The 23598-nt window shown below is 62.4% G+C and carries 27 protein-coding genes; 12 read left to right on the top strand and 15 right to left on the bottom strand.

The window, feature by feature from the left end; all coding sequences use genetic code 11:
* Positions 1-103: 103 nt before the first annotated feature.
* The 6 genes from LB545_RS24280 to LB545_RS24255 all read right to left on the bottom strand — a co-directional run bounded on the left by LB545_RS24280 (position 104) and on the right by LB545_RS24255 (position 5035).
* Positions 104-241, bottom strand: coding sequence for a hypothetical protein (locus tag LB545_RS24280; RefSeq protein WP_181167175.1), 138 nt, complete (start codon positions 239-241; stop codon positions 104-106).
* 154 nt (positions 242-395) lie between these two features.
* Complete coding sequence (locus LB545_RS24275; protein WP_140497458.1) at positions 396-914, bottom strand: ferritin-like domain-containing protein; 519 nt, start codon at positions 912-914, stop codon at positions 396-398.
* 227 nt (positions 915-1141) lie between these two features.
* Complete coding sequence (locus tag LB545_RS24270; RefSeq protein WP_224705966.1) at positions 1142-1690, bottom strand: DUF6496 domain-containing protein; 549 nt, start codon at positions 1688-1690, stop codon at positions 1142-1144.
* 120 nt (positions 1691-1810) lie between these two features.
* Positions 1811-2269 (bottom strand): DUF1772 domain-containing protein, encoded by a 459-nt coding sequence (locus LB545_RS24265; RefSeq protein WP_224705965.1) that lies wholly within the window; start codon positions 2267-2269, stop codon positions 1811-1813.
* Between the two features lie 79 nt (positions 2270-2348).
* Positions 2349-3014, bottom strand: a complete 666-nt coding sequence (locus LB545_RS24260) for a dienelactone hydrolase family protein (RefSeq protein WP_140878760.1) — start codon at positions 3012-3014, stop codon at positions 2349-2351.
* A gap of 29 nt (positions 3015-3043) precedes the next feature.
* A complete protein-coding gene (locus LB545_RS24255; protein WP_224705964.1) occupies positions 3044-5035 on the bottom strand; it encodes an erythromycin esterase family protein in 1992 nt (663 codons plus the stop codon).
* 311 nt (positions 5036-5346) lie between these two features.
* Here LB545_RS24255 and LB545_RS24250 point away from each other — a divergent pair, with 311 nt between their 5' ends.
* Positions 5347-5538 carry a DUF2934 domain-containing protein gene (locus LB545_RS24250; protein WP_140553408.1) on the top strand — a complete coding sequence of 64 codons (192 nt, stop codon included), beginning with the start codon at positions 5347-5349 and terminating at the stop codon, positions 5536-5538.
* An 80-nt stretch (positions 5539-5618) separates the two neighbouring features.
* On the opposite strand, the gene LB545_RS24245 is transcribed toward LB545_RS24250, so the two are convergent.
* The 5 genes from LB545_RS24245 to LB545_RS24225 form a co-directional block, all read right to left on the bottom strand.
* Positions 5619-6047: a hypothetical protein gene (locus LB545_RS24245; protein WP_140515225.1), complete on the bottom strand. Its 429-nt coding sequence runs from the start codon at positions 6045-6047 to the stop codon at positions 5619-5621.
* Positions 6048-6298: 251 nt separating this feature from the next.
* Positions 6299-7129 carry a sensor histidine kinase gene (locus tag LB545_RS24240; protein WP_140561654.1) on the bottom strand — a complete coding sequence of 277 codons (831 nt, stop codon included), beginning with the start codon at positions 7127-7129 and terminating at the stop codon, positions 6299-6301.
* A 3-nt stretch (positions 7130-7132) separates the two neighbouring features.
* The gene (locus LB545_RS24235) at positions 7133-7333 is read right to left on the bottom strand and encodes a hypothetical protein (protein ID WP_140561652.1); all 201 of its coding nucleotides are present in this window, start codon (positions 7331-7333) and stop codon (positions 7133-7135) included.
* A 153-nt stretch (positions 7334-7486) separates the two neighbouring features.
* Complete coding sequence (locus LB545_RS24230) at positions 7487-8260, bottom strand: Crp/Fnr family transcriptional regulator (RefSeq protein WP_140685200.1); 774 nt, start codon at positions 8258-8260, stop codon at positions 7487-7489.
* Positions 8257-8646 carry a response regulator gene (locus LB545_RS24225; RefSeq protein WP_140497475.1) on the bottom strand — a complete coding sequence of 130 codons (390 nt, stop codon included), beginning with the start codon at positions 8644-8646 and terminating at the stop codon, positions 8257-8259. The genes LB545_RS24230 and LB545_RS24225 overlap by 4 nt, the downstream gene beginning before the upstream one ends.
* 231 nt (positions 8647-8877) lie before the next feature.
* Here LB545_RS24225 and LB545_RS24220 point away from each other — a divergent pair, with 231 nt between their 5' ends.
* Positions 8878-9099 (top strand): hypothetical protein, encoded by a 222-nt coding sequence (locus tag LB545_RS24220; RefSeq protein ID WP_140497477.1) that lies wholly within the window; start codon positions 8878-8880, stop codon positions 9097-9099.
* A 121-nt stretch (positions 9100-9220) separates the two neighbouring features.
* On the opposite strand, the gene LB545_RS24215 is transcribed toward LB545_RS24220, so the two are convergent.
* Positions 9221-9520 (bottom strand): DUF1236 domain-containing protein, encoded by a 300-nt coding sequence (locus tag LB545_RS24215; RefSeq protein ID WP_224519082.1) that lies wholly within the window; start codon positions 9518-9520, stop codon positions 9221-9223.
* Positions 9521-9714: 194 nt separating this feature from the next.
* On the opposite strand from LB545_RS24215, the gene LB545_RS24210 reads away from it, so the two are divergent.
* On the top strand, positions 9715-10656 hold the full coding sequence (locus LB545_RS24210; RefSeq protein ID WP_140728045.1) for a DUF1236 domain-containing protein: 942 nt from the start codon (positions 9715-9717) through the stop codon (positions 10654-10656).
* A 93-nt stretch (positions 10657-10749) separates the two neighbouring features.
* Here LB545_RS24210 and LB545_RS24205 read toward each other — a convergent pair whose 3' ends face one another.
* From LB545_RS24205 to LB545_RS24195, 3 genes are read right to left on the bottom strand one after another with little or no spacing between them, the layout of a single operon-like run.
* Complete coding sequence (locus LB545_RS24205; protein WP_140515229.1) at positions 10750-11859, bottom strand: mannonate dehydratase; 1110 nt, start codon at positions 11857-11859, stop codon at positions 10750-10752.
* Positions 11860-11865: 6 nt separating this feature from the next.
* Complete coding sequence (locus LB545_RS24200; protein WP_140555659.1) at positions 11866-12651, bottom strand: SDR family NAD(P)-dependent oxidoreductase; 786 nt, start codon at positions 12649-12651, stop codon at positions 11866-11868.
* On the bottom strand, positions 12644-13435 hold the full coding sequence (locus LB545_RS24195) for a FadR/GntR family transcriptional regulator (RefSeq protein ID WP_224671760.1): 792 nt from the start codon (positions 13433-13435) through the stop codon (positions 12644-12646). Before LB545_RS24195 ends, LB545_RS24200 begins: the two co-directional genes overlap by 8 nt.
* Before the next feature lie 134 nt (positions 13436-13569).
* Between LB545_RS24195 and uxuA the strand changes: the two genes are divergently transcribed.
* From uxuA to LB545_RS24150, 9 genes are all read left to right on the top strand, one after another.
* A complete protein-coding gene (gene uxuA / locus LB545_RS24190; protein WP_140555658.1) occupies positions 13570-14754 on the top strand; it encodes a mannonate dehydratase in 1185 nt (394 codons plus the stop codon).
* A 130-nt stretch (positions 14755-14884) separates the two neighbouring features.
* Entirely contained in the window at positions 14885-16033 is a 1149-nt protein-coding gene (locus LB545_RS24185) for an ABC transporter substrate-binding protein (RefSeq protein ID WP_140515232.1), read from the top strand.
* Positions 16033-16884: an IclR family transcriptional regulator gene (locus tag LB545_RS24180; RefSeq protein ID WP_140555656.1), complete on the top strand. Its 852-nt coding sequence runs from the start codon at positions 16033-16035 to the stop codon at positions 16882-16884. Before LB545_RS24185 ends, LB545_RS24180 begins: the two co-directional genes overlap by 1 nt.
* 27 nt (positions 16885-16911) lie before the next feature.
* Entirely contained in the window at positions 16912-17943 is a 1032-nt protein-coding gene (locus LB545_RS24175; RefSeq protein WP_140555654.1) for a sugar ABC transporter substrate-binding protein, read from the top strand.
* Between the two features lie 132 nt (positions 17944-18075).
* On the top strand, positions 18076-19059 hold the full coding sequence (locus LB545_RS24170) for an ABC transporter permease (RefSeq protein WP_140497493.1): 984 nt from the start codon (positions 18076-18078) through the stop codon (positions 19057-19059).
* Entirely contained in the window at positions 19049-20581 is a 1533-nt protein-coding gene (locus tag LB545_RS24165; RefSeq protein ID WP_140515235.1) for a sugar ABC transporter ATP-binding protein, read from the top strand. Before LB545_RS24170 ends, LB545_RS24165 begins: the two co-directional genes overlap by 11 nt.
* Before the next feature lie 3 nt (positions 20582-20584).
* Positions 20585-21580, top strand: a complete 996-nt coding sequence (locus tag LB545_RS24160; RefSeq protein ID WP_140515236.1) for an ABC transporter permease — start codon at positions 20585-20587, stop codon at positions 21578-21580.
* Between the two features lie 2 nt (positions 21581-21582).
* Positions 21583-22368, top strand: a complete 786-nt coding sequence (locus LB545_RS24155; protein WP_140515237.1) for an SDR family NAD(P)-dependent oxidoreductase — start codon at positions 21583-21585, stop codon at positions 22366-22368.
* Positions 22369-22390: 22 nt separating this feature from the next.
* Entirely contained in the window at positions 22391-23596 is a 1206-nt protein-coding gene (locus LB545_RS24150; RefSeq protein ID WP_140515238.1) for a CaiB/BaiF CoA transferase family protein, read from the top strand.
* Positions 23597-23598: the final 2 nt, after the last annotated feature.

The raw sequence follows: 23598 nt of genomic DNA, 5'->3' as shown, positions 1-23598 counted from the left end.
GCATCACCGCCGCCTCGCAAAGCGTGCTGGAATTGTTTGCGGCCATCGAATTGCTTGCGAGCACGTTCCGGCGCGGCTAAGCGCGCTGCGGCTCGAAAGGATTCTAAGATCCCGTCATAAGCGGCTTGAGGACGAATATGGCCAAGAGGCCAATAAAAAACACGGCGGCGATCACGACACCCCAGGTGATGAGCTTTCCGGTACCGCGTTGCTCTTCCTCGCGAGACAGGTCTTCCGGCATTGCGCGGATCCTCCTGTAAGGTTCGGTGATTTTAACAACCTGTTTTGTCGAGGTCCCGGCAGCCAAATCCAGAGCAGGACCCGCAGTTCAACTCGAATGCACCCCGCTCTGGACAGGAAGGCTGCCGGGCGCTTAGCGCCGGGCTGCCCCGCGGCTAAGCGGCTTTCTCAAGAGCCCGCTCATTGACCCCGCCTTCGCCTAAGCCTGTAAGCGCTTCATCGGTTGCCACTTCCTCTTTGAGCGTCTCGTTGAGGAGCTTGACCGCGTCGCTCTTGCCAAGCTGTTCAGCCCACGCGATCAACGTGCCGTAGCGTGCGATTTCATAGTGCTCGACCGCCTGTGCCGCTCCGACCAGTCCTGCATCCAATGCTGGGTCGCCCTTATAGTCGTCGAGAATCTCCGACCCCTCTTCGAGAATGCCGTCGATTGCCGGACAGGTCTTGCCGCGGGCTGGCTTGTCCATCAGGTCGAACACCTGTTCGAGGCGGTCGACCTGGCCTTCGGTTTCCACGCGATGTTTCTCGAACGCCGCCGCGACCTCCTCGGACTCGGCACCCTTGGCCATCTTGGGCAGCGCCTTTAGTATTTTCTTTTCGGCGTAATAAATATCCTTCAGCCCGTCGAGGAACAGGGCTTCCAGCCCTTTCGTCGCCGCCTTCTTCGCAGTCGCCATGTTTTCGTCTCCCTAAGGTTGTCATGAAAGCTCCACCACCGGTGTAGCTTTCCATAACCTTGAACACGGGCCGTTGTTCCCGCCGGATCGAGACAAAGACAAGGACGGCCGTATCTCACACGATCGCACTGTCCCAGCCGACATAGTGCGCATCGCTTGACGCTGGCTGCGGTCCAGCTACCTCTCACCAGCCGGCTGGAGAGAGTGCGTAGCGGGTTTTCGACCTTCTAAGTTCGGCCCGCACGCGTGCTGGCGGCCTTCTGCGCTACTTTCTTTCTTCCGGCAGCACCTTTGGTGCGGACCGCCTTGCGTGCGGCGGCGGACCGGCCTGCAGTGCCCTTCGTCTCCGAGGCTTTCTTGGCTGCGGCCGAGCGCTCCTCGGCCGTCCGGCGCGACGCCGCCTGCTTGGTCTGTCTTGAAAGCGCCTCATGGGATGCCGTGTTCTTCGGCTCGTGCTCGAGAACCTCGGAAACGGCCTTCGAGACCTTGGGGCTGCGTTTTGGCTTACGTTCGCCCTGGCCAACTTCATAGGCGTATTCGGCGCTCTTGCGGGTGCTCTCCTTGACGCTTCGTTTCTTGGGCGGAGGCAGGTCGACGCCTGCGCGGCGCGCCTCCGAAAGACCGATGGCGATCGCCTGCTTGGTCGAGCGCGCGCCGTGCTTGCCGCGACGGACCTTCTCGATCTCGTAATGCACGAATTCGCCGGCCTGCGTGGTGGGCGATTTGCCTTCGCGCTTGTCTTTTTTCGCTTTCTCGATGGTTTTCTTATCCGGCATCGCTTTCTCCTCGTTGGATACAGCGGGACAGATGGCGGTGCGACGTCGCGACCTCCAGAAAACCTAACGCATCGATGGCGCGAATGATCCGGAGGAAAAGAGACTTTCTCCGGCGAGGATCTACGGGCCGGCCGGACGCCACGAGAGCGCCGACAGCGTCGCGAGACAGAGCGCGGCAAATACAATCGCAGTATTTGCCGCATGGGAATATTCCCATTGCTGCCTGAGCGCTTCCCAGTTTGCGGGAACTGTCGTCCAGTTCTGCGTCGCCTGGTTGGCAGGGAGCGTCCAGACAACGAAGATCGCGAGCATGATCGCGAAACACAGCGCCGCAAGCAGGGCGAGCCAAAAGGGCCAAGCCTGTGAGCGCACGGAGATCGCCAACAATGCGTTCACGATCAGCGCGGCAGGCCAGAGCAACCCGAGGATCGCCCATCCGTAATAGATGCCTTGGACGGTGAAATATTCCGGCTGCGGCAGAGATATCTTGTTGGGAAGAGCGGCGAGATGGGCCCCTGCCGGGATGAGCGCGAGGGCCGAAATGACAATGGCGAGAAATTGCAGAACCCTGACTGTCATGGAACTCCTCCGCGGAATGATTTTTGACGCGCCGACGACCCAATCGATCTGGCTCTCTGATGAGGCGTTGGCGCCGGCGTCACGCGGGCAGTTGGCGCAGGAACCATTGGATCGCGAGGTCCGCCACTTCTTCCATCGCGCCGGGCTCCTCGAACAGGTGCGTCGCAGCCGGAACGATGGCGAGCTCCTTTTCACACCGCAGCGCCGCGAACGCCGAACGGTTGAGCGCGATCACCTGCGTGTCTGCGCCGCCGACCACGAGCAGCGTTGGTGCCCGGACGCGGGGCAGGGCAGGTGCCGCAAGATCCGGACGCCCGCCGCGCGAGACGACGGCGGCCGCTCGATCCGGGCGCTCTGCCGCAGCCATCAGCGCCGCGGCAGCCCCTGTGCTCGCGCCGAAATAACCGACGCGCAGCGCCGACGTTTCCTCGGACATGTGCAGCCAGTCGGTAACCTGAACCAGTCGATCGGCGAGCAAGCGGATGTCGAACCGCAACTCGGCGGTAATCTGGTCGATACGCTCCTCTTCGGTCGTCAACAGGTCGATGAGCAACGTGGCGAGTTCCGCCTCGTTCAACCGTCCGGCCACATAGCGGTTGCGCGGGCTGTGCCGGCTGCTGCCGCTGCCGTGAGCGAAGAGGACGAGCCCACGGGCTTCCTGCGGCAGCGACAGGTTGCCCGCGAGCATTGCGCCGCCGGCGGGAACCTGCACGGCCTTCTCGTTTGGCTTCAGGACTGAGACCATGGCGATCTCCATCTCAACTGGATCGGTCCCTAAACCCCGAACGGATAGGTCTCCGCGAGCTCACCGGCGTCCCATTGCGAGCTGCGCTCCAGCGGCTCAACCGCCCGCGTCTCGTCGAAATGCAGCAGCATGTCGAATTGCGCGGCAAGGTCGGCATGGAAGTAGTGGCTGGCCCGTTCGGTCTCAGGCCGGTAGATGACGCCGATCGCGCGCTCCAGGAGCCGTCGCGGCAGGGCTTCGCCGTCGCCGCGCAGATCCAGCTGGAAGCGATCAGCCGGGACTGCATGCAGCAGCGCCTCATAGCTGCGCGCTAGGGCAGGCCGGACAACCTTGCGCTCCGCCGGGCCGTCCCAGTTCGATGCCGCCGTCACCGTTCCTTGATACGTCGTGAAGCCGACGAGGAAGGCGTCGCGCTGATGCTTTTCGCGGATAAGCTGTCCGAGGTTGATCTCGCCATGCAGGCTCCTGTCTGTCGCCCTGGCGTCGCCGAGATGGGAGTTATGCGCCCAAACCACGATCTTCGGCGATCGCCCGAGCCGGCCGAGATGAGCGGTGAGAGCGTCGAACGTGTCGGCCATGTGCCGATCACGCAGGTTCCAGGTCGATTCGGGCGCCAGGAACATGGCGCGATAATAGGCCTCCGCATTCTTCACCAGGCGGGCGTTTTGCTGCGCCGCGAAGAGTTCGTCCGCGATGGCGCCTTCGCGTGGCTCGGCCTTCGCCGGGCGCCGCTTCAGCATCTCGACCAGCTGTGCGACCACAGCCTCCTGGCAAGATTTGTCGACCTCATTGCCGGCTATGAAGCCATAAGCCTGCGGGTCAGGGCCGAAATGATCGAAACAGGCATAGCGGCGACGCGCGATCTCCGCCGCGGCCGGGTCGGCCTTTTCGAGATAGCGCAGCACCGCCTTCATCGCGCCATGCAGGGCATAGAGGTCGAGCCCATAGAACCCGACTTTCGGATTGCCCTTGCCGGGCGCTTCATTGTGCCGGCGCAGCCATTCGACAAAATCGACGACGACCCTGTTCCGCCACATCCAGGTCGGGAAGCGTCGGAAATCGGCGAGCGCCTCTTCGGCGTCGATATCCCCGCCTGTTCCCTGAACATAGCGGTTGACCCGGTATGTGTCGGGCCAGTCGGCTTCGACAGCGACGGCGGCAAAACCCTGCTCCTCGATCAGCCGCCGCGTGATCCGCGCGCGCTCCTCATAGAATTCGTGTGTGCCGTGCGAAGCTTCACCGAGCAACACAAAGCGCGCCTCGCCGATCGCCGCCAAGAGCTCGTCGTAGTCTCGCGCGTCTCCGGAGAGCCGAACGACGTGCTTGTGCAATCGGTTTGCCGTATTCTGCGGCGCATCGCGGCCGGACGGTGCGGTTGGTCGCCCCGCCTTGGCGAGAAGGGCGCGGACCTCGTCGTCGCTGGTTTGGGAGAAGTCTTCATACCAGCGCCCGACGCCGATGAGCGGCTGCGGCGTCGTCGCACAGACGACCTCGTCTGCCTCGCTCTCCATCGCCTCGCACGTGTCGGGACTGCCGACCGGAACGGCCGCAACTATACGGGCAGGCCGCTTTTCGCGCAGCGCCCTGACCGCCGCGCGCATGGTCGACCCAGTGGCGAGCCCATCGTCCACGAGAATGACGATTCGATCCTCCACAAGGAGCGGTACCCGCTCGCCGCGATAGAGGTGCTCGCGGCGTAAAAGCTCCCTCTCCTCGCTGGCAGTGACCGCATCGATGACGTGCGCCGGCACAGCGAGGCCTTCCACGATCTCGTCGTTCAGGACGCGTACGCCGGAGGTCGCGATTGCGCCCATGGCCAACTCTTCGTAACCGGGAACGCCGAGCTTGCGCACGACGAAAACGTCGAGCGGTGCCTTCAATGCCTGTGCGACTTCGTAGGCGACAGGCACGCCGCCGCGCGGCAGCGCCAGCACGGTGACATCATCGCGCGCTGCGAAGTGGCCGAGCTTATCAGCGAGAACGCGTCCTGCCTCGCTACGATCCGAAAAGACAATAGTCATGATCTCAAGCCCAATATTTGCGCCGCGCCCACCCTTTGGGGTCCCGCTGCAAGGGCTTTGATTGGCCGAGGCCACACGGGGCGGCAAGGCATGGCCCACGCACATCATTGGCGTGTTCGTCGCCAAGAGTTCGAGCGGCGGGCATTCCCAAGTCATCCACCACTGCGCCGATGCTCGGAAACGGCCTAATCCCCCAAGGGTTCCGTGTCGCTCCGGTGCGGCTAGTCCGGATCGCTCCAAAAGCGTTGCCTTTGTTTCCGGAGGGAACAAAGCGGCCTGCCGGAGATTGGGGCACGCAGGAGGAGTTTCCAATGGACAAGGAAGAACTCATAAAGCGACGAGCCTACGAGATCTGGGAGCGCGAAGGCCGCCCGCAGGGCCGAGAGCAGGAGCATTGGGACCAGGCCGTGCAGGAAATAGAGGCGGAAGGATCGGAAGCCGAGCGCGGTCCGGTAGTGCCCGATCCGACCATCGGCAGCGGGTCGGAGCCTCGGAGCTCCTGAAGCGACGTCAATTGCCGCCAAGGAGGAAAAATGCGTCGACCGACTGTCATTCCGTCGACGCATTCGAGATGGCGTCTGGGTCAACGTCCGAGCAGCGCCCTGAGCCTGGCGAAGATATTGAAACCTTCGCCCATGGCGGCGCGCACGCGAACGGCGACCCACCCGGCTTTCATGGTCGCACCGACGTGGCAATCACAGACGATGTTGTGCAACTGCCAGTTGGACAGTTCGAAAAAGCGCTTTGCCTCTCCATAGGTGTCGCCTTCCAGACCCTGCGCCCGCAGTATCGGATCTTCGAACGCGACGCTGATGGGGGATTGCACGCAGTAGGCGTTTTCGCGCATGTCGGGGCTCATATATTCGGTGCCCGGAAGCGCTCCGAGGCGCCGTTCAGGATGACGCTCAAGAAGACTTGCCCAGCGCTCCAGGCGTTGGTTCCGCGTCATTGTCGGGCACACCGTATCAACTTCCGCGATTGCGTGTAGTTGTTCGAGTGTATGGGACTTCATGGTCAGCTCCTGTTGATCCAGGTTCCTCCCGCTTCAAGGTGAGTCGCGAGATCACGACAGCGCGCTCGCCGTCGCCGCGCTCCGAACTCTTTGTTGTCGCTGAAGTTCCATCATTTTGAGAATTTCAAGGCCGGTGCGCGGCAGCTCGGCGAACCCCGGGGCCGTTGCGTCACCTCGGTCGGTGCTGGGTCAGCCCCTTCCAACGCCACGCTCCTGGCCCCGGCCGCCCTTCGGCGCAGGAGTGTCGGTGTTCAATGCTGGAGATCGTCGGGCGGCTCCTCCAGGCTCCTGCTGGGGTGAATTTCGTTCGAGAGGGGGATATCCATCGTGCAGATCACCTCGGCATCGGTGAAGCGCAGCGAGCCAGCTCCGCCGATCTCATAGGGCACCACCTTTTCGATCAGCTCGGATCCGAAGCCGCGTCGCGCAGGTATTGCTGCCGGACCATGCAGGTCCTCGATCCAGCGGATCTTCAGCTCCTGTCTGGCGGGCGTGCCACCCACTTTCCAGCTTACGCTGATTGATTTGTCGGCTGCCGACAGCGCGCCATATTTCATCGAGTTGGTGGCGAGTTCGTGGAACGCCAGGCCCAAGGTCTCCGCCGTCTTTCCGGACAAGGAAATATCCGGGCCATCTATGGTGAACTGATCTTCCGTCCGGCCGCCTTGGGACGCAAGCTCGTCAAGGACAAGCATGTCAAGCTGCACGGTGGCCGAGGCCGATCGCATCAGCACATTGTGCGTGCGTGCAAGCGCATTGATGCGGCCCTCGAGGTGAAAGGCGTAGTCCTCGACATTGTCGCTGTTTTCAACCGACCGGCGAGCGATCGAACGGACAATGCTCAACGTGTTGCGAACGCGGTGCTGCAATTCGGCGGCAAATGCCTTCGTCGCCTGGAGGCGGTCGCGTGTGACCTGGAGTTCGGCTTCGAGCCGGGCGATATGATCGTCACGTTCGTCCATCTGTTCATCGACATGGCTGAGCCGCATCGACGCGGAAGCATCGCGTTCTTCGGCGGACACACCTTGCGGACGGGAGAATGTACCCGTGACGTCTTTCTTGGGAGGTCTTTTTCCAGCCACCTGTCAGTCTTTCAACCGTTCCTCGATCATGCGCGGTGCCAAGCGCATCGTCTCGTCGGCCTTTGGCTCGCGTTCACGCGCCCAGAATTGGCTTTCGTGCCGCCGCGCGCGGTTTTCAGCCGGCGAAAATGATACCGTCGAGCCGGCAGGAGCATTAATGCCGCCGCTGTCGGTAGAAATATGGAGGGCGATCGCAGCGGCCAACTCCCCAGCGGATCGATCGTACCTGCCGATCCGCCGATCAAATCGCGCTTGGCCATCGCTCGCTACCGCTTCCGGTCACGCCGAACCGGCAGAAGCCGGCCAGGTTCCCTCTGAAGTTTCATTTTGCGCTCCACTCGATGAGCCCGTGCCTGGTCATGCGAAAGGCTCCCTGACGTCCAACAGATGAAGGTAGTCAGGATTGAAAAAGGCCGCCGCCTCCAGTTTCGCCAAATTCTTAATCGTTACGGTGCCGTTGTTGAACGAAATGAGGCCGTCGCGCCTGAGATCCTGAAGCGTACGGTTGATGTGCACGTTCGAAAGACCGAGCGTATCGCCCAGGGTCGCCTGGGTTACCGGTAGGGTATAGCTCTTGCCGGCCGTTTCACCAATTGCGTGAAGCCTGTGAAACAGCTCGCAAAAAAGGTGCGCCATCCGTTCATAAGCAGTCCGCTGGCCGATGTTGACGACCCACTCGCGGGTGATCGCCTCGTCGAGCAGCGTGGTCCACCAGAGCGCACGCGTAAGATTGGGATAGCTGTTGGTGAAGCCGAGGATGGCGCTCTGCGGGATCGCCGCAACCTTGGAGCGGCTGAGAGCACCGATCGAGTGGTCCATGCGCCGCAGCAGGAACACGTGAAGATCGCAAAGGTCGCCCGGCACCAAATAGGCAAGGATCTGTCGCCGACCGTCTTCGAGAATCTTGTAGCGGCAGGCAAATCCTTCGAGCAGCAGGTTGACCCCGCCTGTCCGGTCGCCCCTTTGGATGACGTCATCGCCGGCGGCGAATTCGGCGACCTTTGTTGTCGCGCTCTCGATGGCGTCGCATTCTTCCACGGACAGGACCGTGAAATTGGACAGCTTGCGGATAAGCGGGTGCCGCGCGGTCTTCGCTCTCAGGCCAACCGCCGGCTCGCTTCTCTCGTTCATCGCGTATCGTGTGCCGTCGCGGCAACGAACTCGACAATGCTGCCGAATTCCAGAGGCTTTTCAAATCGCCTGATCCCGCCGAGCTCTGCTGGAATGGCCGTCTGATCATAGCCGGTGGCGAAGGCGATCGGAACGCCTTTCGCCAACGACTCGCGGGCAATCTCGAATGTCTGCTCGCCGCGCAAGTTGATATCGAGAATCGCAAAATCGCATTGACCGCTGTTCAGCAATTCGATTGCGGGCTCGACCGTGGCGACCGGGCCGAGCACTATCGCCCCTTGTGTGACGAGAGCCTTACGCAGGTCATCGGCGAGAAAATATTCGTCTTCCACGATCAAAACGCGAATCCCGCCCAGAAAGGCTGATTTCGCCGCTTCCCCGTCCATGGTGCAAGAGCTCTCCCTTTGCAGCGGCCATCACTTGGGACACTACACCGCAACCCGCTGCACTCCCAGTTATATTTCCACCGATGCAGCGGAGGTGAACTCCAAAGCCACCGCCAGCCCCTATTTTCCTGAATCGACATCTTTTTCGTCTGCCGTTTTAACAATTGTGATGGCAGGTTTCGGTGTCCGTCAACACAGTGAGAAAAACGGGGAAATAAGGAGGAGGAACCGATGCCTGTGATCGATATGACCTCGAAGGAACTGATCCGGGCCATCGATCACTACATCAATTCCCGCAGAAATCTCGAATGGCCAATTTCCACGGCGCAGGCGGTGTCAGCCATCCGTTACGAACTGCCAGAATGCACTCTCTCCGACAAAGAACTGGCGGACATTGTTGCCAGCTCAGCAATTCAAAAGCATCGCAACATCGCATTTGACCTGCAGTCGTAGCCATGCTCATGCATGTCGCCCAAAACGCCTCGGTTTGGAACAAAGACATGCATGAAAACAGAAACCTGACACAGGTCGCCCGCCTCGACGCATGCCGGGGCGGGCGCTTTGGAACATGCGGTCATTGAAGGACCTGGACGATTTTCCGGGTTTCCGGGTCGACCAGAACTGTTCGATTGTCGACCACGACGTAGCGGTATTTCACATCGGGAACTTCATGAAGTTCGACCGTATCAGGCACGGTGGATCCGACATTGAGTTCCACACCGGGCAGTTGGACCGAGGCCAGCGGCTGCTTCTTCACATACTCCTTGATAACGGTTTCTTGCTCCGGCTGGATGACCACATCTTGCGCCGCGGCCGCTCCGGCCCCCGCAAGAAACAGGATGCCCACTGCCGTTCCCAGTAGATATTTTTCCACTTCTGTCTCCATCAGATGTTGGGCAGGGCGCCAAGCCGACGACGCCACCGGCGTTTCGGCAGGTGCGCCCCATGCGCCGAACTTCGCAAAATGCCGGCAGTTCCATCCGCTCCGGAATATATTAGCCTTCGGTGGAACAATCACGGGGTGGCAAAGTTTTGCCGCGAAGGGACTGCCATCCTAGGAGATTTCCCATGAGAACCACTCTGATCACCAGCATGTTAGCGCTTACCCTCGGATGTGGGGCGGCAATCGCGCAGACCCAGCAGCAGTCGGGCGAAGCGGCCCAATCGGGTGGGGCAGACACTTGCGCAGCCGGCTCGGCCAATTGCCAGAAGGGCGGCAGCACCGAGCAGCAGACGCAAGGCAAGGCCGGCATGAAGACCGACGAGCAGGCGCAAGGCAAAGCCGGAGCGAAGACCGATGAGCAGGCGCAGGGCAAGGCGGGCGTAAAGACCGACGAGCAGGCGCAAGGCAAGGCCGGCATGAAGACCGATGAGCAGGCGCAAGGCAAGGCCGGCATGAAGACCGACGAGCAGGCGCAAGGCAAGGCCGGCATGAAGACCGACGAGCAGGCGCAAGGCAAAGCCGGAGCGAAGACCGACGAGCAGGCGCAAGGCAAGGCGGGCGTGAAGACCGATCAGCAGGCGCAAGGCAAGCCCCGCATGAAGACCGACGAGCAGGCGCAGGGCAAGGCCGGTACGACTACCGGTCAGCAAGCGCAGGGCAAGGCCGGTACGACGACCGATCAGCAAGCGCAGGGCAAGGCCGGTATGACGACCGACCAGCAGGCGCAGGGCAAGGCCGGTACGACTACCGATCAGCAAGCGCAGGGCAAGGCCGGTACGACTACCGACCAGAGTTCAACCGCTTCAATCAACAATATATCCGTCGAGCAGAAGACCGAAATCACCAACGTCATCCGCGAGACGAAGGTGGAACCGGTCTCGAACCTCGACGTGGACATTTCGGTCGGCGTGAAAGTGCCGAAGCAGAAGGTGCGGCTGCATCGACTTCCGCACCGGATCGTCGAAATCGTTCCTGCCTATGAGAGCTATGAATATTTCCTCCTGGCCGATGGCAGGATTGTTATTGTCGATCCGAACTCATATGAGATCGTCGCTATCCTGAGTTAGGAACCGAGCCGACTAACAAAAGCCCGCTCTCCATCGAAAGCGGGCTTTTGCGGCGCCTTCGGGCTCGAAAAATGTCAGTCGTGCGTCCCCTATTCACTCCGCTGCCATGTCGGGTGCCCGGCTTCGTACCGGGCCTAGCGCGTCGGCGTTCTGCACCAGTGCGCGCATGTAGCCCAATGCGAAGGCCTTGCCGGCGTGCCATGGCGCGTCGCAGGCCATCTCAGGCGTGTGATCGGGTATCATGACGCCTTGATAATTCTCGTCGCGCAGAATGCGCACGATCTCGGCCATGTCGATGTCGCCGTCGTCGACGAAGGTTTCGTGATATTTCGGCACTTTGCCCCGCACATTGCGGAAATGGATATAGCCGATGCGGCCACGCCGCGCGAAACGGCGCACATGGCTGTAGATCTCCTCGGTCTGCGGCATCTCCTGCAGCGAGCCGAGGCAGAGCTCCAGCCCGTTGGCGGGCGAGTCGACGATATCCATCAGCCGATCATATTTCTGCGGCCGGTTGACGAGGCGCGCCGTGCCGCGCAGCGCCTCGGCGGGTGGATCGTCCGGATGCGCAGCCATCACGACGCCGGCCTCTTCGGCCACCGGTACGATTTCGCGCAGAAAGACGCCAAGCCGTTCCCACAGTTCTTCTTGCGAGACCCTGACAGGCGCGGCGCCGGCTCGGCCCGGCCGGTAGCGCATATTCCAGACCACTCCGTCGGGCAGCGGCAGGTCGGGATCGATATTGGACAAATCGAGCCCCACGGACATGGCGTCGCCGCGCGCGAATGGCCCGCGCTGCCAGCCCCACACGCCCGCGATCGAGAAGTTGTAGCCTATGCAGGGAATGCCGGCCCGGCCGGCGTCACGCACCAGGCGCTTGAGGCCGTCGAGCTGCCTCGACCGATCGGGGCCGCCGAGCAGCACGTCGGACCAGAAGCGCGGCGACAGGTTTTCGATGCCGGCGATCTCCAGGCCGTTGTCGCGTACGGTTTTCACCAGTCCGGTGAAATCCTCGTAGCTCCACAATCCATCCGTCGAACAATCGCCCCAGCCATCCGTTTCGGTGCCGGCCGACAGCGAGGGATCGCGGCCGCGAAAATAGTTGGTGAGATGCGCAACGACATGCGTTGCGCCGGCCTGCCGGGCAAAACGGAAATTCTCCGGCGTCAGCGAATCGCGATAGAGGCCAAGTCCGATCTTCATGTCGCCCTACTTGACGCCGATGCCAGCGGTGAGGCCGCCATCGATCTTGTAGTCAGCGCCTGTGCAGAAGCCGGCTTTCGATGAACACAGGAAAGCAATGAGTTCCGCCACTTCCTCCGGCTCGCCGATGCGGCCGAGCGGATGGGCGGCGCCGAAGCGCTTGTAGGCTTCTTCGACATCGGCGTCGCTTCCATTGTCACCACGCGCTGCCTTCTCGAGGATTGGCGTGCGGATCGAGCCCGGGCTGACCGAATTGACCCGGATGCCGGCCGCGGCATAGTCGAGCGCCAGCGAACGCGTCAGCGTGTGGATGGCGCCCTTGGTCGTGGCATAGGCGGCGACGTTCTGCTGGCAGGCGAACCCCTGCACCGAGGCGACATTGACGATGGCACCGCCGCCTCGGCGGATCATTTCGGGAATGCCGAAATGCGCGGTCAGGTAGATCGACCCGACATTGACCGTCATCGCCCGGTTCCAGGTTTCCCAGTCGGTGGTGGTCGCCGTGCCGTAGGGGTGGACCGCCGCCGAATTGACGATGATGTCGATGCCGCCGAACCTCGCGACGCCCGCTGCGACCGCGTCGCGCACCTGGTCGGAAACGGAGACATCCACCGTTTGCACCAGCGCATTCGCTCCGGCCTTGGCGAGGCTCTCCTGCATGGCGGCATTGGCCGCCCGGTCGATGCCGCAGGCGATGATCGCAGCGCCGCCTCGCGCCAGGCGACTCGCAGTGGCGAGCGCGATGCCGGTCGTGCCGGTGATCAGCGCCACCTTGTTCTCAAAATCAGACATGATGCAAATCCTTGGAAGATGCCGGACCCGGATGCACCGGGTTTGCCGCCGACATACGGGCGTTTTCGAGGTCGTCGGGAACGAAGCGCAAGCCGAAATCGAGATGCCGGCTCATCAGGTAGCAGTAGGCAATGCGGTCGCGCGCGCGCAGCGCCGCGATGATCTCGCCATGCGCGTGGCGTGTTTCGCTCAGCACCGGCCGGATGGATTTGCCGACGGTCATGATGTGCAGGATGACCGGCGACAGGAACTGATAAGTCTGCACCAGCATGCGGTTGCCGGCGAGCTTCATCAGCGCCAGATGGAAATCGAAATCGCGTTGCGCGGCTTCCTGGACATCCTTGCTGGTCTCGATCAGGCCATTGACCTCGTCCAGGGCTTCAAGTTCGGCGGCGCTGGCATTGAGGATGATGTGGTCGCCGACGCTCACTTCGATGATGCGGCGAAATCCTTGTATGTCGTGAAAGGACGTTTTCGATATGTCCATTTGCGCGGCGAAAAAATTCTGGATCGCGACATTCTGGCGATCGGCGAGCACCGCGCCGACGCGCGGCTTGGGATCGATCAGCCCATAGGTTCGGATGGTGCGCAGCGCCTCGCGTATCGTGTTGCGGCTGGCGCCGAACAGTTCGCCAAGCTCCCGTTCGGTGGGCAGCACATCGCCGATGGACATGGCGCGATTGCGGATGAGGTCGAGGATCTGCCGCACGGTCTGGTCGACGGCGGAACTGCTGATCCCGGCTTCGTCTGCCGCCTCCATCGAATCGTGGCTCGCCTGTTCCACCGCAGAACTCCTTGCTATTTGTTGGACCACCCTAGGGCTCGATCCACAGGAAATCAACTGTATGGCGACGGAAAGGTTCTGTTGACAGGCTTGTGGTCCGACAATATGGTCGCCGCCAACCCTGAGGAGGCTTCATGGAACAGTGCTGGCGCTGGTATGGTCCCGATGATCCGGTGACGCTTGAACATGTCAGGCAGGCCGGCGCCACCGGCGTTGTCTCCGCGTTGCACCAGATCTATGACGGCCGCGCCTGGCCTGAGGCCGATGTGCTCGAGCGCAAGCGGATCATCGAGGCGGCTGGCCTGAAATGGTCGGTCGTCGAGAGTATTCCGGTGCACAATTCCTTCAAGATCGGCGCGCCCGAGCGCGAGCGCTATGCCGGCTACTACCGCGACAGCATCCGGGCGCTCGCCAAGGCCGGCATCGAGACGATCTGCTACAATTTCATGCCGGTGGTGGACTGGACCCGCACCGACCTAATGTATCGCCTGCCGACAACCGGCTATGCGCTGCGCTTCGATGCGATCGATTTCGCGGCCTACGATCTTTTCGTGCTGCAGCGCAAGAACGGTGCGGCAAGCTATACGCCGGCGCGTATCGCCGAGGCCGAGAAGCGGCTGAAGACGCTGACGCCGGAGCAGATCGACCGGATCGAGCGCAATCTCATCGCCGGCCTGCCGGCGACCGAACGCAGCTACAACAGGGACAGTTTTCGCGAAGCCCTGGCGGAATACGATTCGATCGGGCCGAACGAACTGCGCGACAACCTTGCCTGGTTCCTGCGCGAGATTGTTCCGGCGGCCGAAGAGGAGGGGGTGCGCATGTGCATTCATCCCGACGACCCGCCCTTCTCGCTCTATGGCCTGCCGCGCGTGGTTTCGACGGCGCAGGACGCGCGTTTTATCCTCAACGCCGTCGACAGTCCCGCCAATGGACTGACCTTCTGTACCGGCTCCTATGGCACGCGCGCCGACAACGACATCGTCGCCATGGTCAAGGAATTCGCTGACCGCATCCACTTCGTCCACCTGCGCAACATCACCATCGAGGAGGACGGCTCGTTCTATGAAGCCGAGCATCTCGAAGGCGGCACCGACATGGCGCACGTTATCCTGGCTCTGATGCAGGAAGAAAAGCGCCGCCGCGAGCAAGGCCGGGCCGACTGGCAGATCCCGATGCGGCCGGACCATGGGCATCTGCTTGCCGACGACATCGGCAAGAAAAAGATCAACCCCGGCTATTCGCTTATCGGACGGCTCAAGGGTTTGGCTGAACTGCGCGGCATCATGCGCGCCGTGGAGCGTTTCGATCTGGCTTGAAGCGATGCATCGGCCAGTCGGGAGGATGTGTGCGCTTTTTGCGCAAATGAAAACAAGTTGCGCATATGAAAAATGGTGCTAGTGTCGATGGCGAGCCGGCTATTGCCGGTGCCGGGAGGATTTGAGTGGCATGACGAAGCTGCGCGGACTGGCGTGGGATCATAGACGATGCTGGGGTCCGCTGGACGCCAGCATCGAGTCCTATTGCGCCGCGCATCCCGGCCTGGAGATCCAATGGGACCGCCGCAGCCTCTATGAATTCGGTGAGGGCGCCCTCGGTCCGGTGCTCGGCACTTACGATCTGGTCGTGTTCGACCATCCCTTCATCGGCGATATCGCCCAGGATGAACTGATGGTCCCGTTCGACGCTTATCTGTCGGCCGAACAGATCCATTTCTTCGAACGTGACTCAGTCGGGGCGTCCTGGCGTTCCTACCAGAAGAACAGCCGCCAGTGGGCGCTGCCGATCGACGCCGCCTGCCAGGTCGCCTCCTATCGGCCGGATTTGCTGGAGCGCTACGGCCCGGTGCCCGGCACGCAGCAGGACGTGCTGGAGCTTGGCCGGCGCGCGCGCAGCGACGGCAAGTGGCTCGGCCTGCCCTTCGTGCCGACCGACGCCATGTGTCTGCTTCTGACGCTTGGCCGTCCCCAGGAAGATGGCGAGCAATTCATCGCGAAGGAAATGGTCGAGCAGGCGATTGCGCAATTGCGCGAGCTTGTCGCGCTTTCGCACCCGGACTCGTCGAAGTGGAATCCGATCCGCTGCTACGACCACATGATCGCGCATGACGACGTTGTCTACGTGCCGTTCGCCTTCGGCTATGTGAATTACGCCTCGAAACCCGACAGGCCCCATCTGCGCTTCGCCGACGTGCCCACCCCGCAAGCCGCCGGCGCCTTGCTCGGCGGTGCCGGCATCGGCGTCAGCGCCCAATCGAAGCACAAGCAGGCCGCGATCGACTACGCACTGTTCCTGTGCTCGCCCGAATACCAGCGCGGCGACTATGTGAAGTCTGGCGGACAACCGGGTTCGCTGGCTGCCTGGAAGGATGCCGGGGTCAATGGTCTTTCCGGCGATTTCTTCGGCTCGACGCTGCGGACGATCGCCTCGTCCTATCTGCGTCCGACCCATCCGGGCTTCATCGCCTTCTTCCGCGAATGCGCGCCGCATGCCGCCGCAGCCATAGCCGGTGACATGTCGGCGACCGAACTCGCAGGCCACGTCAACAGCCTCTACCGCGAAACCAGGCAAGTCCAGCCGGAACGGAGCGTCGCCTGATGGCCGCAAGCGTTGCCGAGACGCTCGACGAGGGCGAAAGCGGCCGCAACGGCTATCGCGTGCCGGCGGTGGAGAAGGCGCTCGACGTTCTGGAATTCATGGCCTCCAGCGCCGAAACGCTGACCCAGACCGAGATCGCGACCGGCCTCGGCCGCTCCATTCACGAGATCTACCGTATCCTGCTTCTGCTGGAGAAACGGGGCTATATCTTTCGCACGCAATCGGACCGTTTCCGGCTGTCGCTGAAGCTGTTCGAACTGGCGCACATGCATCCGCCGGTAAACCGGCTGGTGGAATGCGCTCTGCCGGTGATGCGCGAATTGACCGCCAATGCCGACCAGAGCTGCCATCTCGTGGTGCGCGAGGGCCAGAACGCACTGGTGGTTTTGCAGATCGATTCGCCGCTGCCGATGCGCTACTCGGTAGCACTTGGGTCGCATTTCCCGATCCTCGAAACAAGTTCGGGTGCCGTGCTGCTCGCCCATTCGAACCGGGCCGAGCGCGACCGCATCGTCGAGCGCATCGTGGCCGCCGGTGAGGGTCAGGGCACGCGGGCCGAAATCGAGGCGCGGCTGAACGAGGTCGCCAGGCTCGGCTACGAGATGCGCGCTTCCTTGGCCGTTGCGGCCTGCACCAACATCTCCATGCCTGTGCACGATCACACCGGTGCCGTCATCGCCGCGCTAACCGTGCCGCTGCTGCCGCAGAAGGCGGCGCGGTTCGACAGCGAAACCGTCTTCGAACGCGCCCGCGCCGCCGCCGAGAAGATATCGGCGGCACTCGGCTGGGGCGAAGCCACCAACTCCTTACGTGCCGACCCGGAACGGCGGGACTATCCGTTCAGCGACTAACAAAAGCGATAAATCTGGGAGAAGAAAATGCTCTGGTCCAAGTCAATCCTGTTTGCGTCCGCCGCCGTGCTGGCGCTCGGCGCCGCCGCCGCGCATGCCGAGAACATGCCCAAGCGCATCGGCTACGTCACCAACTACGCCACCCATGAGTGGTATCAGAACGTCATCAAGGGCATGAAGGCTCACGGCAAGGAACTCGGCATCGAGGTCGAGGTGCAGGATGCCAATCTCGACATAGCCAAGCAGGTCGCCGCGGCCGAAGACTTCATCGCCAAGGGCGTCGACGTGCTGATCATCACCCCGGTGAACGAAGAAGGCGTGGTGCCGCTGCTGCGCCAGGCCAAGGCCGCCAACGTGCCGGTCGTGCTGGAAGGCAATCCGGTCAAGGGCATGACCACCATGGTCGCCATCTGCGACTACGACACCGGCTATTTCTCCGGCGTCGAGGCCGGCAAATACGCCAAGGAAAAGCTCGGCGGCGTTGCCAAGGTGATGAATGTCGGCCTGCCGCTGCTTTCCGCCACCGTGCTGCGCTCGCACGGCTTCATGGACGGGCTGAAGACCATCATCCCCGATGCGGTCATGGTCCACGATCTCGACGGCGGCGGCAATCCGGACCGCGCTCTCGAAGTGTCCTCCGCGGCACTGGCCAAGAACGCCGATATCAACATCATCTACGGCATCAATGATTCGTCTTCGTTGGGTGGCCTGCAGGCCTGGAAAGCGGCGGGCAAGTCGCAGGATGGCCTGTTGACGGTCGGCACGGGCGGCGAAGGGCTTGCCTTCATCAACGCGATGCAGAACGAGCCTTCCTACCGCATCGAAGCCGCGATGTTCCCCGAGAAGGAAGGCTTTACCGCCATCGATGCCGCGGTGAAGCTTTTCAACAATGAGGAAGTGCCGGAGCACATCGTCAGCCCGACCGCGCCGATGAACGGCGACGATTGGAAGAAGTTCTATAACTATGACGGCACCACCCGCACCATCAAATGGGATGCCGTCAACGCGCTGCAGCCGCCGGCAAAGTGCATGAAGACCTCCGCCGACCTGAAGAAATAAGGCCGGCCGATATCGCCCTTCCCGTGTTGCGGGAAGGGCAGGCGGCCAGGACCTTTCGGTGGCCAAGACAAATGCCGGGTTCGACACGACAGGTTCCAGAGGGACCAGGCAAACGGCCGGGAATGGACTGAAATGAGCGAGCTTACACAGGCCTCCGCGTCGAAGCGTTTCATCGGCGGCAACCTTCTGGGCAGCAGCCAGCTCGTGCTGGGCGCAATCCTGGCCGTGCTGTGCATCGCCATCTCGATCGCGGCGCCGCAATTCTATTCGGAGGCCAACATCATCGCCATCCTGCGCCAATGCGCTCTGGTGCTGATCGTCGCCTCGGGCATGACCATGCTCATCATCACCGCCGAGGTCGACTTGTCGGTCGGCGCGTCGCTCGCCTTCGTCGGCTGCATCGGCATGGCAGTGCTCAATTCCACCCATAGTCTTACGCTCGGCATGCTGGCGGCGCTCGCCTTTGCCGGCGGGGTCGGCCTGTTCAACGGGCTGGTCGTCACCAGGCTCAGGGTGAATTCGCTGATCGCCACCATCGGCACGATGATGATGCTGCAGGGCGGCGTCTATCTGTTCACGCGCGAGGCGGTGCAGAACCACAACCAATTGGCAAGCTTCACCGATCTCGGCGCCGGTTATGTCGGCCCCGTGCCGGTTCCCGTCATCCTGGCGGCGCTGATCTTCGTGGTTGCCTATGTGACGCTGCGCTTCACCACGCTCGGCCGCTACCTCTACGCGGTCGGCGCCAATGAAAAGGCGGTGCGCCTGTCAGGCATTCGCTCGGAACGGCTCAAGCTGTTGGCCTTCGTCGTCACCGGCCTGTGCGTCGGTGTTGCCGGCATGATCCTGTCGTCGCTGATGAATGCCGGCCAGCCGACCGCCGGCCGTGGCTTCGAGCTGACGGTGATTGCCGCCGTCATCCTCGGCGGCACCAGCCTGCTTGGTGGCCGCGGTTCGCTGTTCGGTACCTTGCTTGGCGTTCTGGTGCTGAAGGTGATCGACAACGGCATCATCATCCTCGGCTGGAACCAGGATTTGCAGATGGTGGTGCCGGGCATCGTCATCATCCTGGCAACCTATCTCGACATCATCCGGAACAGAGCCAATGTCCGTTGATTTCCTGCATCCTGGCGAAGGCGCGGCCATCGATACCGATGTGCCGGCGCTGGAATTGCGCGGCATCGGCAAGCGCTTTCCCGGCGTCGTGGCGCTCGACAATGTCGACTTCACCCTGGAGCCCGGCAAGATCCATGCGCTGATGGGCGAGAACGGCGCCGGCAAGTCGACGCTGATCAAGATCATGGCCGGCGTCTACGGCAAGGATGCCGGCTCCATCCGCATGCACGGACGCGAGGTCGACATCAAGTCGCCGCGCGACAGCTTGAAGCAAGGCATCAAGGTCGTGTTCCAGGAGATCGCGCTGATCTCCGAATTCACCGTTGCCGAGAACATCTTCCTGGAAGGCTATCCGACCGGCAGAAGCGGCTCCATCGACTGGAAGAAGATCCGCGCCGATTCAGCCGCGCTCTTCGACCGCATCGGCTTCAACGTCGATCCGGCGGCGCGAACCGGCTCGTTGCCGGTCAGCCAGCAGCAAATGGTCGAGATCGCCCGCGCGCTCGCTCATGAAGCCCGCGTGGTGGTGATGGACGAGCCGACATCCTCGCTGACGCCGAACGAGGTTTCGCTGCTGTTCACCGTCATCCGCCGGCTTGCCGACCTCGGCATCGCGGTGGTCTATGTCAGCCATAAGCTCGACGAAGTGTTCGAGATCGCCGACACGGTGACGGTGCTGCGCGACGGGCGCCACATCTCGACCAAGCCGATCCGCGAGCACACCAACGACACGCTGATCCAGGACATGATCGGCCGGCGCATCGAAAATCTGTTTCCCCGCAAGCGTGGCGCACCGGCTAGCAAGGTAGCCCTGTCAGTGGACAAGCTCAGCACGGCGAAGAAGCTCAACGGCGTGTCCTTCGAGGCGCGCGCCGGCGAGGTGCTCGGCTTCTTCGGGCTGATGGGCGCCGGTCGCACCGAACTCGCCAAGGCGATCGTCGGTTACGATCCGATCACTTCGGGCACGATCACCGTCGACGGCCAGCGCCTCTCGCCGCACGATACGCGCACCGGCGTCAGGTTAGGTATCGGTCTGCTCACCGAGGATCGCAAGAGCGAAGGGCTGATGGGCGAGCTGCCTGTCTACCAGAATGCCAGCCTCGCCTCGCTCGGCGCCTTCGCCCGCATGGGCTTCGTCGATAAGGCCAGGGAACACAAAGCGGTGCAGGATTACGTCGACCGCTTCCGCATCAAGACGCCCAGCCTGTTCCAAGAGGTGAAGAACCTGTCTGGCGGCAACCAGCAGAAGGTGCTGATCTCGCGCTGGCTGATGCGCGGCCTCAAGGTCATCGTCGTCGACGAGCCGACCCGCGGCATCGATGTCGGCGCCAAGTCGGAGATATTCGCCCTGATCGACCGGCTCGCCGGCGAAGGCTTGGCTGTCGTCATGATGACGTCGGAGATGCCGGAACTGCTCGGTCTTGCGGACCGGGTCGCGGTGATGTGCGAAGGCCGCCTGACCGCGATCATGCCGCGCGACGAAGCCACGCAGGAGAAGATCCTCAATGCGGCGATCGGATAAGACATGAGCGTTGTGAATACAGTCTCCGCGAAAGCCCGGCCGTCCATGCTGGCGCGGCTCTTTGCCCGGCAGGAATTGGCGCTGCTGGTCTGCCTCGTGCTGGTGCTGGCTTTCTTCTCCGTTACCGTCGAGAATTTCTTCTCCGTGCGCAACATGACCAATGTGCTCGGCCAGGCCTCGCTCGCGCTCACCGCCGGCATTGGCTGCGCCATCGTCTTCATTTCCGGCGAGGTCGATATTTCGATCGGATCGCTGCTGGCGACCATTGCACTGCCGCTGATCATCATCATGAACGACACCAATTCGCTGCTGCTCGGCGTCGGCGGCGCGCTGTTGTTCGGGCTGATCATCGGTGTCGTCAACGGCTATCTCACCGCCTATGCCGGCATCAACTCGCTGATCGTGACGCTGGGCACGATGTTCATCATGCGCGGCGGCGTCTATCTCTACACTGGTCAGCGGGCGATCCCTGACGATGCCAGCCTCGACAGCTTCATCGCGCTGTCGGATGGCCGCCTGTTCAACGTCATCCCCTATTCGGCCGTCATCGCCATCGTCCTGCTCGCCGCCTTCGCCTACATGATGCAGCACCGGCCGTTCGGACGGCAAATCTATGCCGTCGGCGGCAATCAGGAAGTGGCCCGTCTTGCAGGCTACGACGTGCGGCGGGTCAAGTTCATCTGCTTCATCATCAGCGCGCTGCTGGCGACGGTCGCCGGCATCATCCTGGCCGCGCGGGTCGGCTCGGCACAGCATACGGCGGGGCTCAATTTCGAATTCCAGGTGGTTGCCGCCACCGTGCTCGGCGGGGTCAGCCTTGCGGGGGGCATCGGCAGCCTGACCGGCATGGCGCTGGGCGTGCTGATCCTGCAATTCCTGTCCAACGGCCTGCGCGGGCTTGGCCTGCCGACCGAGTGGCAGCTGGTCATCACCGGCATGATCATCATTGCCGCGGTCGCCCTTGATGAAGCGAAACGCCGGCGTGCGAATGGAGGCTGAAGATGGCTCGTCTTGAAGCAAAAATCGCCGTCATCACTGGTGCGGCCGACGGGATCGGCCACGCGATCACGCAAGCGATGGCGCGCGAAGGGGCGCATGTCTTCCTGGGCGACATCGCCGACAGCGCTGGTGAGGATTTCGCGGCCGCACTTCGCGCCGCCGGCCACCGCGCCGACTATCTGCATTGCGACGTTTCGCAGGAGGCCGACATTTCAGGCCTCATCGACAGTGCCGTCAAAAAGACGGGACGCCTCGACATCCTCGTCAACAACGCGGCCATTGCCATTGGCGGCATGCCGGTGCACGAGATGACCGACGAGCAGTGGCACCGGCTGATAGCAGTCAACCTGACCAGCGTGTTTCGCGCCTGTAAATACGCGCTGCCGCACATGATCGCGCAGAAATCGGGCTCGATCATCAACATGGCCTCCGCGCAAGGCCACATCGGGCTTGATGGCTGGACCGCCTATGCCGGTGCCAAGGGCGCGGTCATGGCGATGACACGCCAGATGGCGGTTGAATTCGGGCCGCTGAACATCCGCGTCAATTCGATCTCGCCGGGCACCATCAACACGCCGATGAACGACAAACTCATCAAGGAGATCGGCGGCAATCTTGCCAAGGCCTGGGTCAAGATGCATCCGCTCGGCCGTATCGGGGAGCCTTCGGAAGTGGCCGAGGCCGCCGTCTATCTTGCCTCCGATGCCGCCGGCTTCACCACCGGCACCGACCTGCGCGTCGATGGCGGGCTGACGGCGGCGCCGCGCTACGTTCCCGAACTGCTTTGAAAATTTTGAAACGAGACATGACATGAACAAGGCCCTCGAAGGCGTCCGCATCCTCGATTTCAGCCATCTGCTGCAGGGGCCGTTCGCTACCCAGCTGCTCGGCGACATGGGCGCCGATGTCATCAAGATCGAGCGCGCCGGCGCCGGCGACATGTTCCGTGGCATGACCTTCTTCGCCAAATGGGTCGGCGGCTCGGAGAGCCCGAACTTCCTCGCCTGGAACCGCAACAAGCGTTCGATCGCGCTCAACCTGAAGAGCCGCAAGGTGCATGCCATCATCATGGAAATGGCGAAAAGCGCCGACGTGGTGGTGCAGAACTTCCGCCCAGGCGTGCTGGCCAAGCTCGGCTATGGTTATGAGGATTTCAAGACTGTCAATCCGCGCATCATCTATTGCTCGGGCTCGGGCTATGGCGAGGAAGGGCCTTATGTCGAGCGCCCCGGCCAGGACATGCTGATCCAGGGGCTCGCAGGGCTGATCGCCAACACCGGCCGCGGCGATCAAGCCCCGGTTCCCGCCGGCGCCGGCCTCGCCGACCAGATCGGCGCCATGAACATGGTCTACGGCATCCTGTCGGCGCTCTATTATCGCGAGAAGACCGGCAAGGGCCAGAAGATCGAGGTCAACCTGCTGGCCGGCCTCTTGGCGCACCTCAACCAGGAATATGTCGCGGTGCTCAACCTTGGTGAGGACTTCGTGCGGCCGAATTCCGGGATCGGCCATCCCGGCATGCAGGCGCCGTTTGGCATCTACGAGACCAGCGACGGCGGCTACGTGTCGATCGCCATGAGCCCGTTCAAGACGCTCTACGAGGTGCTGGAGGCGCCGCAGCTTGCCGTCTACGACGATCTCAAGACTTTGTTCGACAAGCGCGATGAAGTCTTCGAGAAGGTGAATGCCGAGACCAGGAAATTCGCCACGCAGGATTTGTTGGCGCGGCTGCTGGCAGCCGACATCTGGTGCGCCGAGGTGAAGGATATCCGCCGCGCCGCTGAGGACCCGCAGGTCAAGCACATGGGCATGATCACCAGCTACGACCATCCGCGCGGCGGCAAGGTGCAGGTGGTCGCCCCGGCGGTCAAGATGAGCGAGACGCCCGCGACCATAGAACGGCCGGCGCCGCTGGTCGGCCAGCACGGCCGCGAGATCCTGGCCGAGTTCGGCCTCTCCAAGGACGAGATCGCCGCATTGGAGGCGTCCGGTGACATGACCGTGGACGCCGCCTGACG

The organism is Mesorhizobium sp. BR1-1-6, from assembly GCF_020165355.1.
GTDB lineage: Bacteria > Pseudomonadota > Alphaproteobacteria > Rhizobiales > Rhizobiaceae > Mesorhizobium.
Note: the sequence above shows the minus strand (reverse complement) of the source record. Positions and strands in the feature narration are given on the sequence as shown.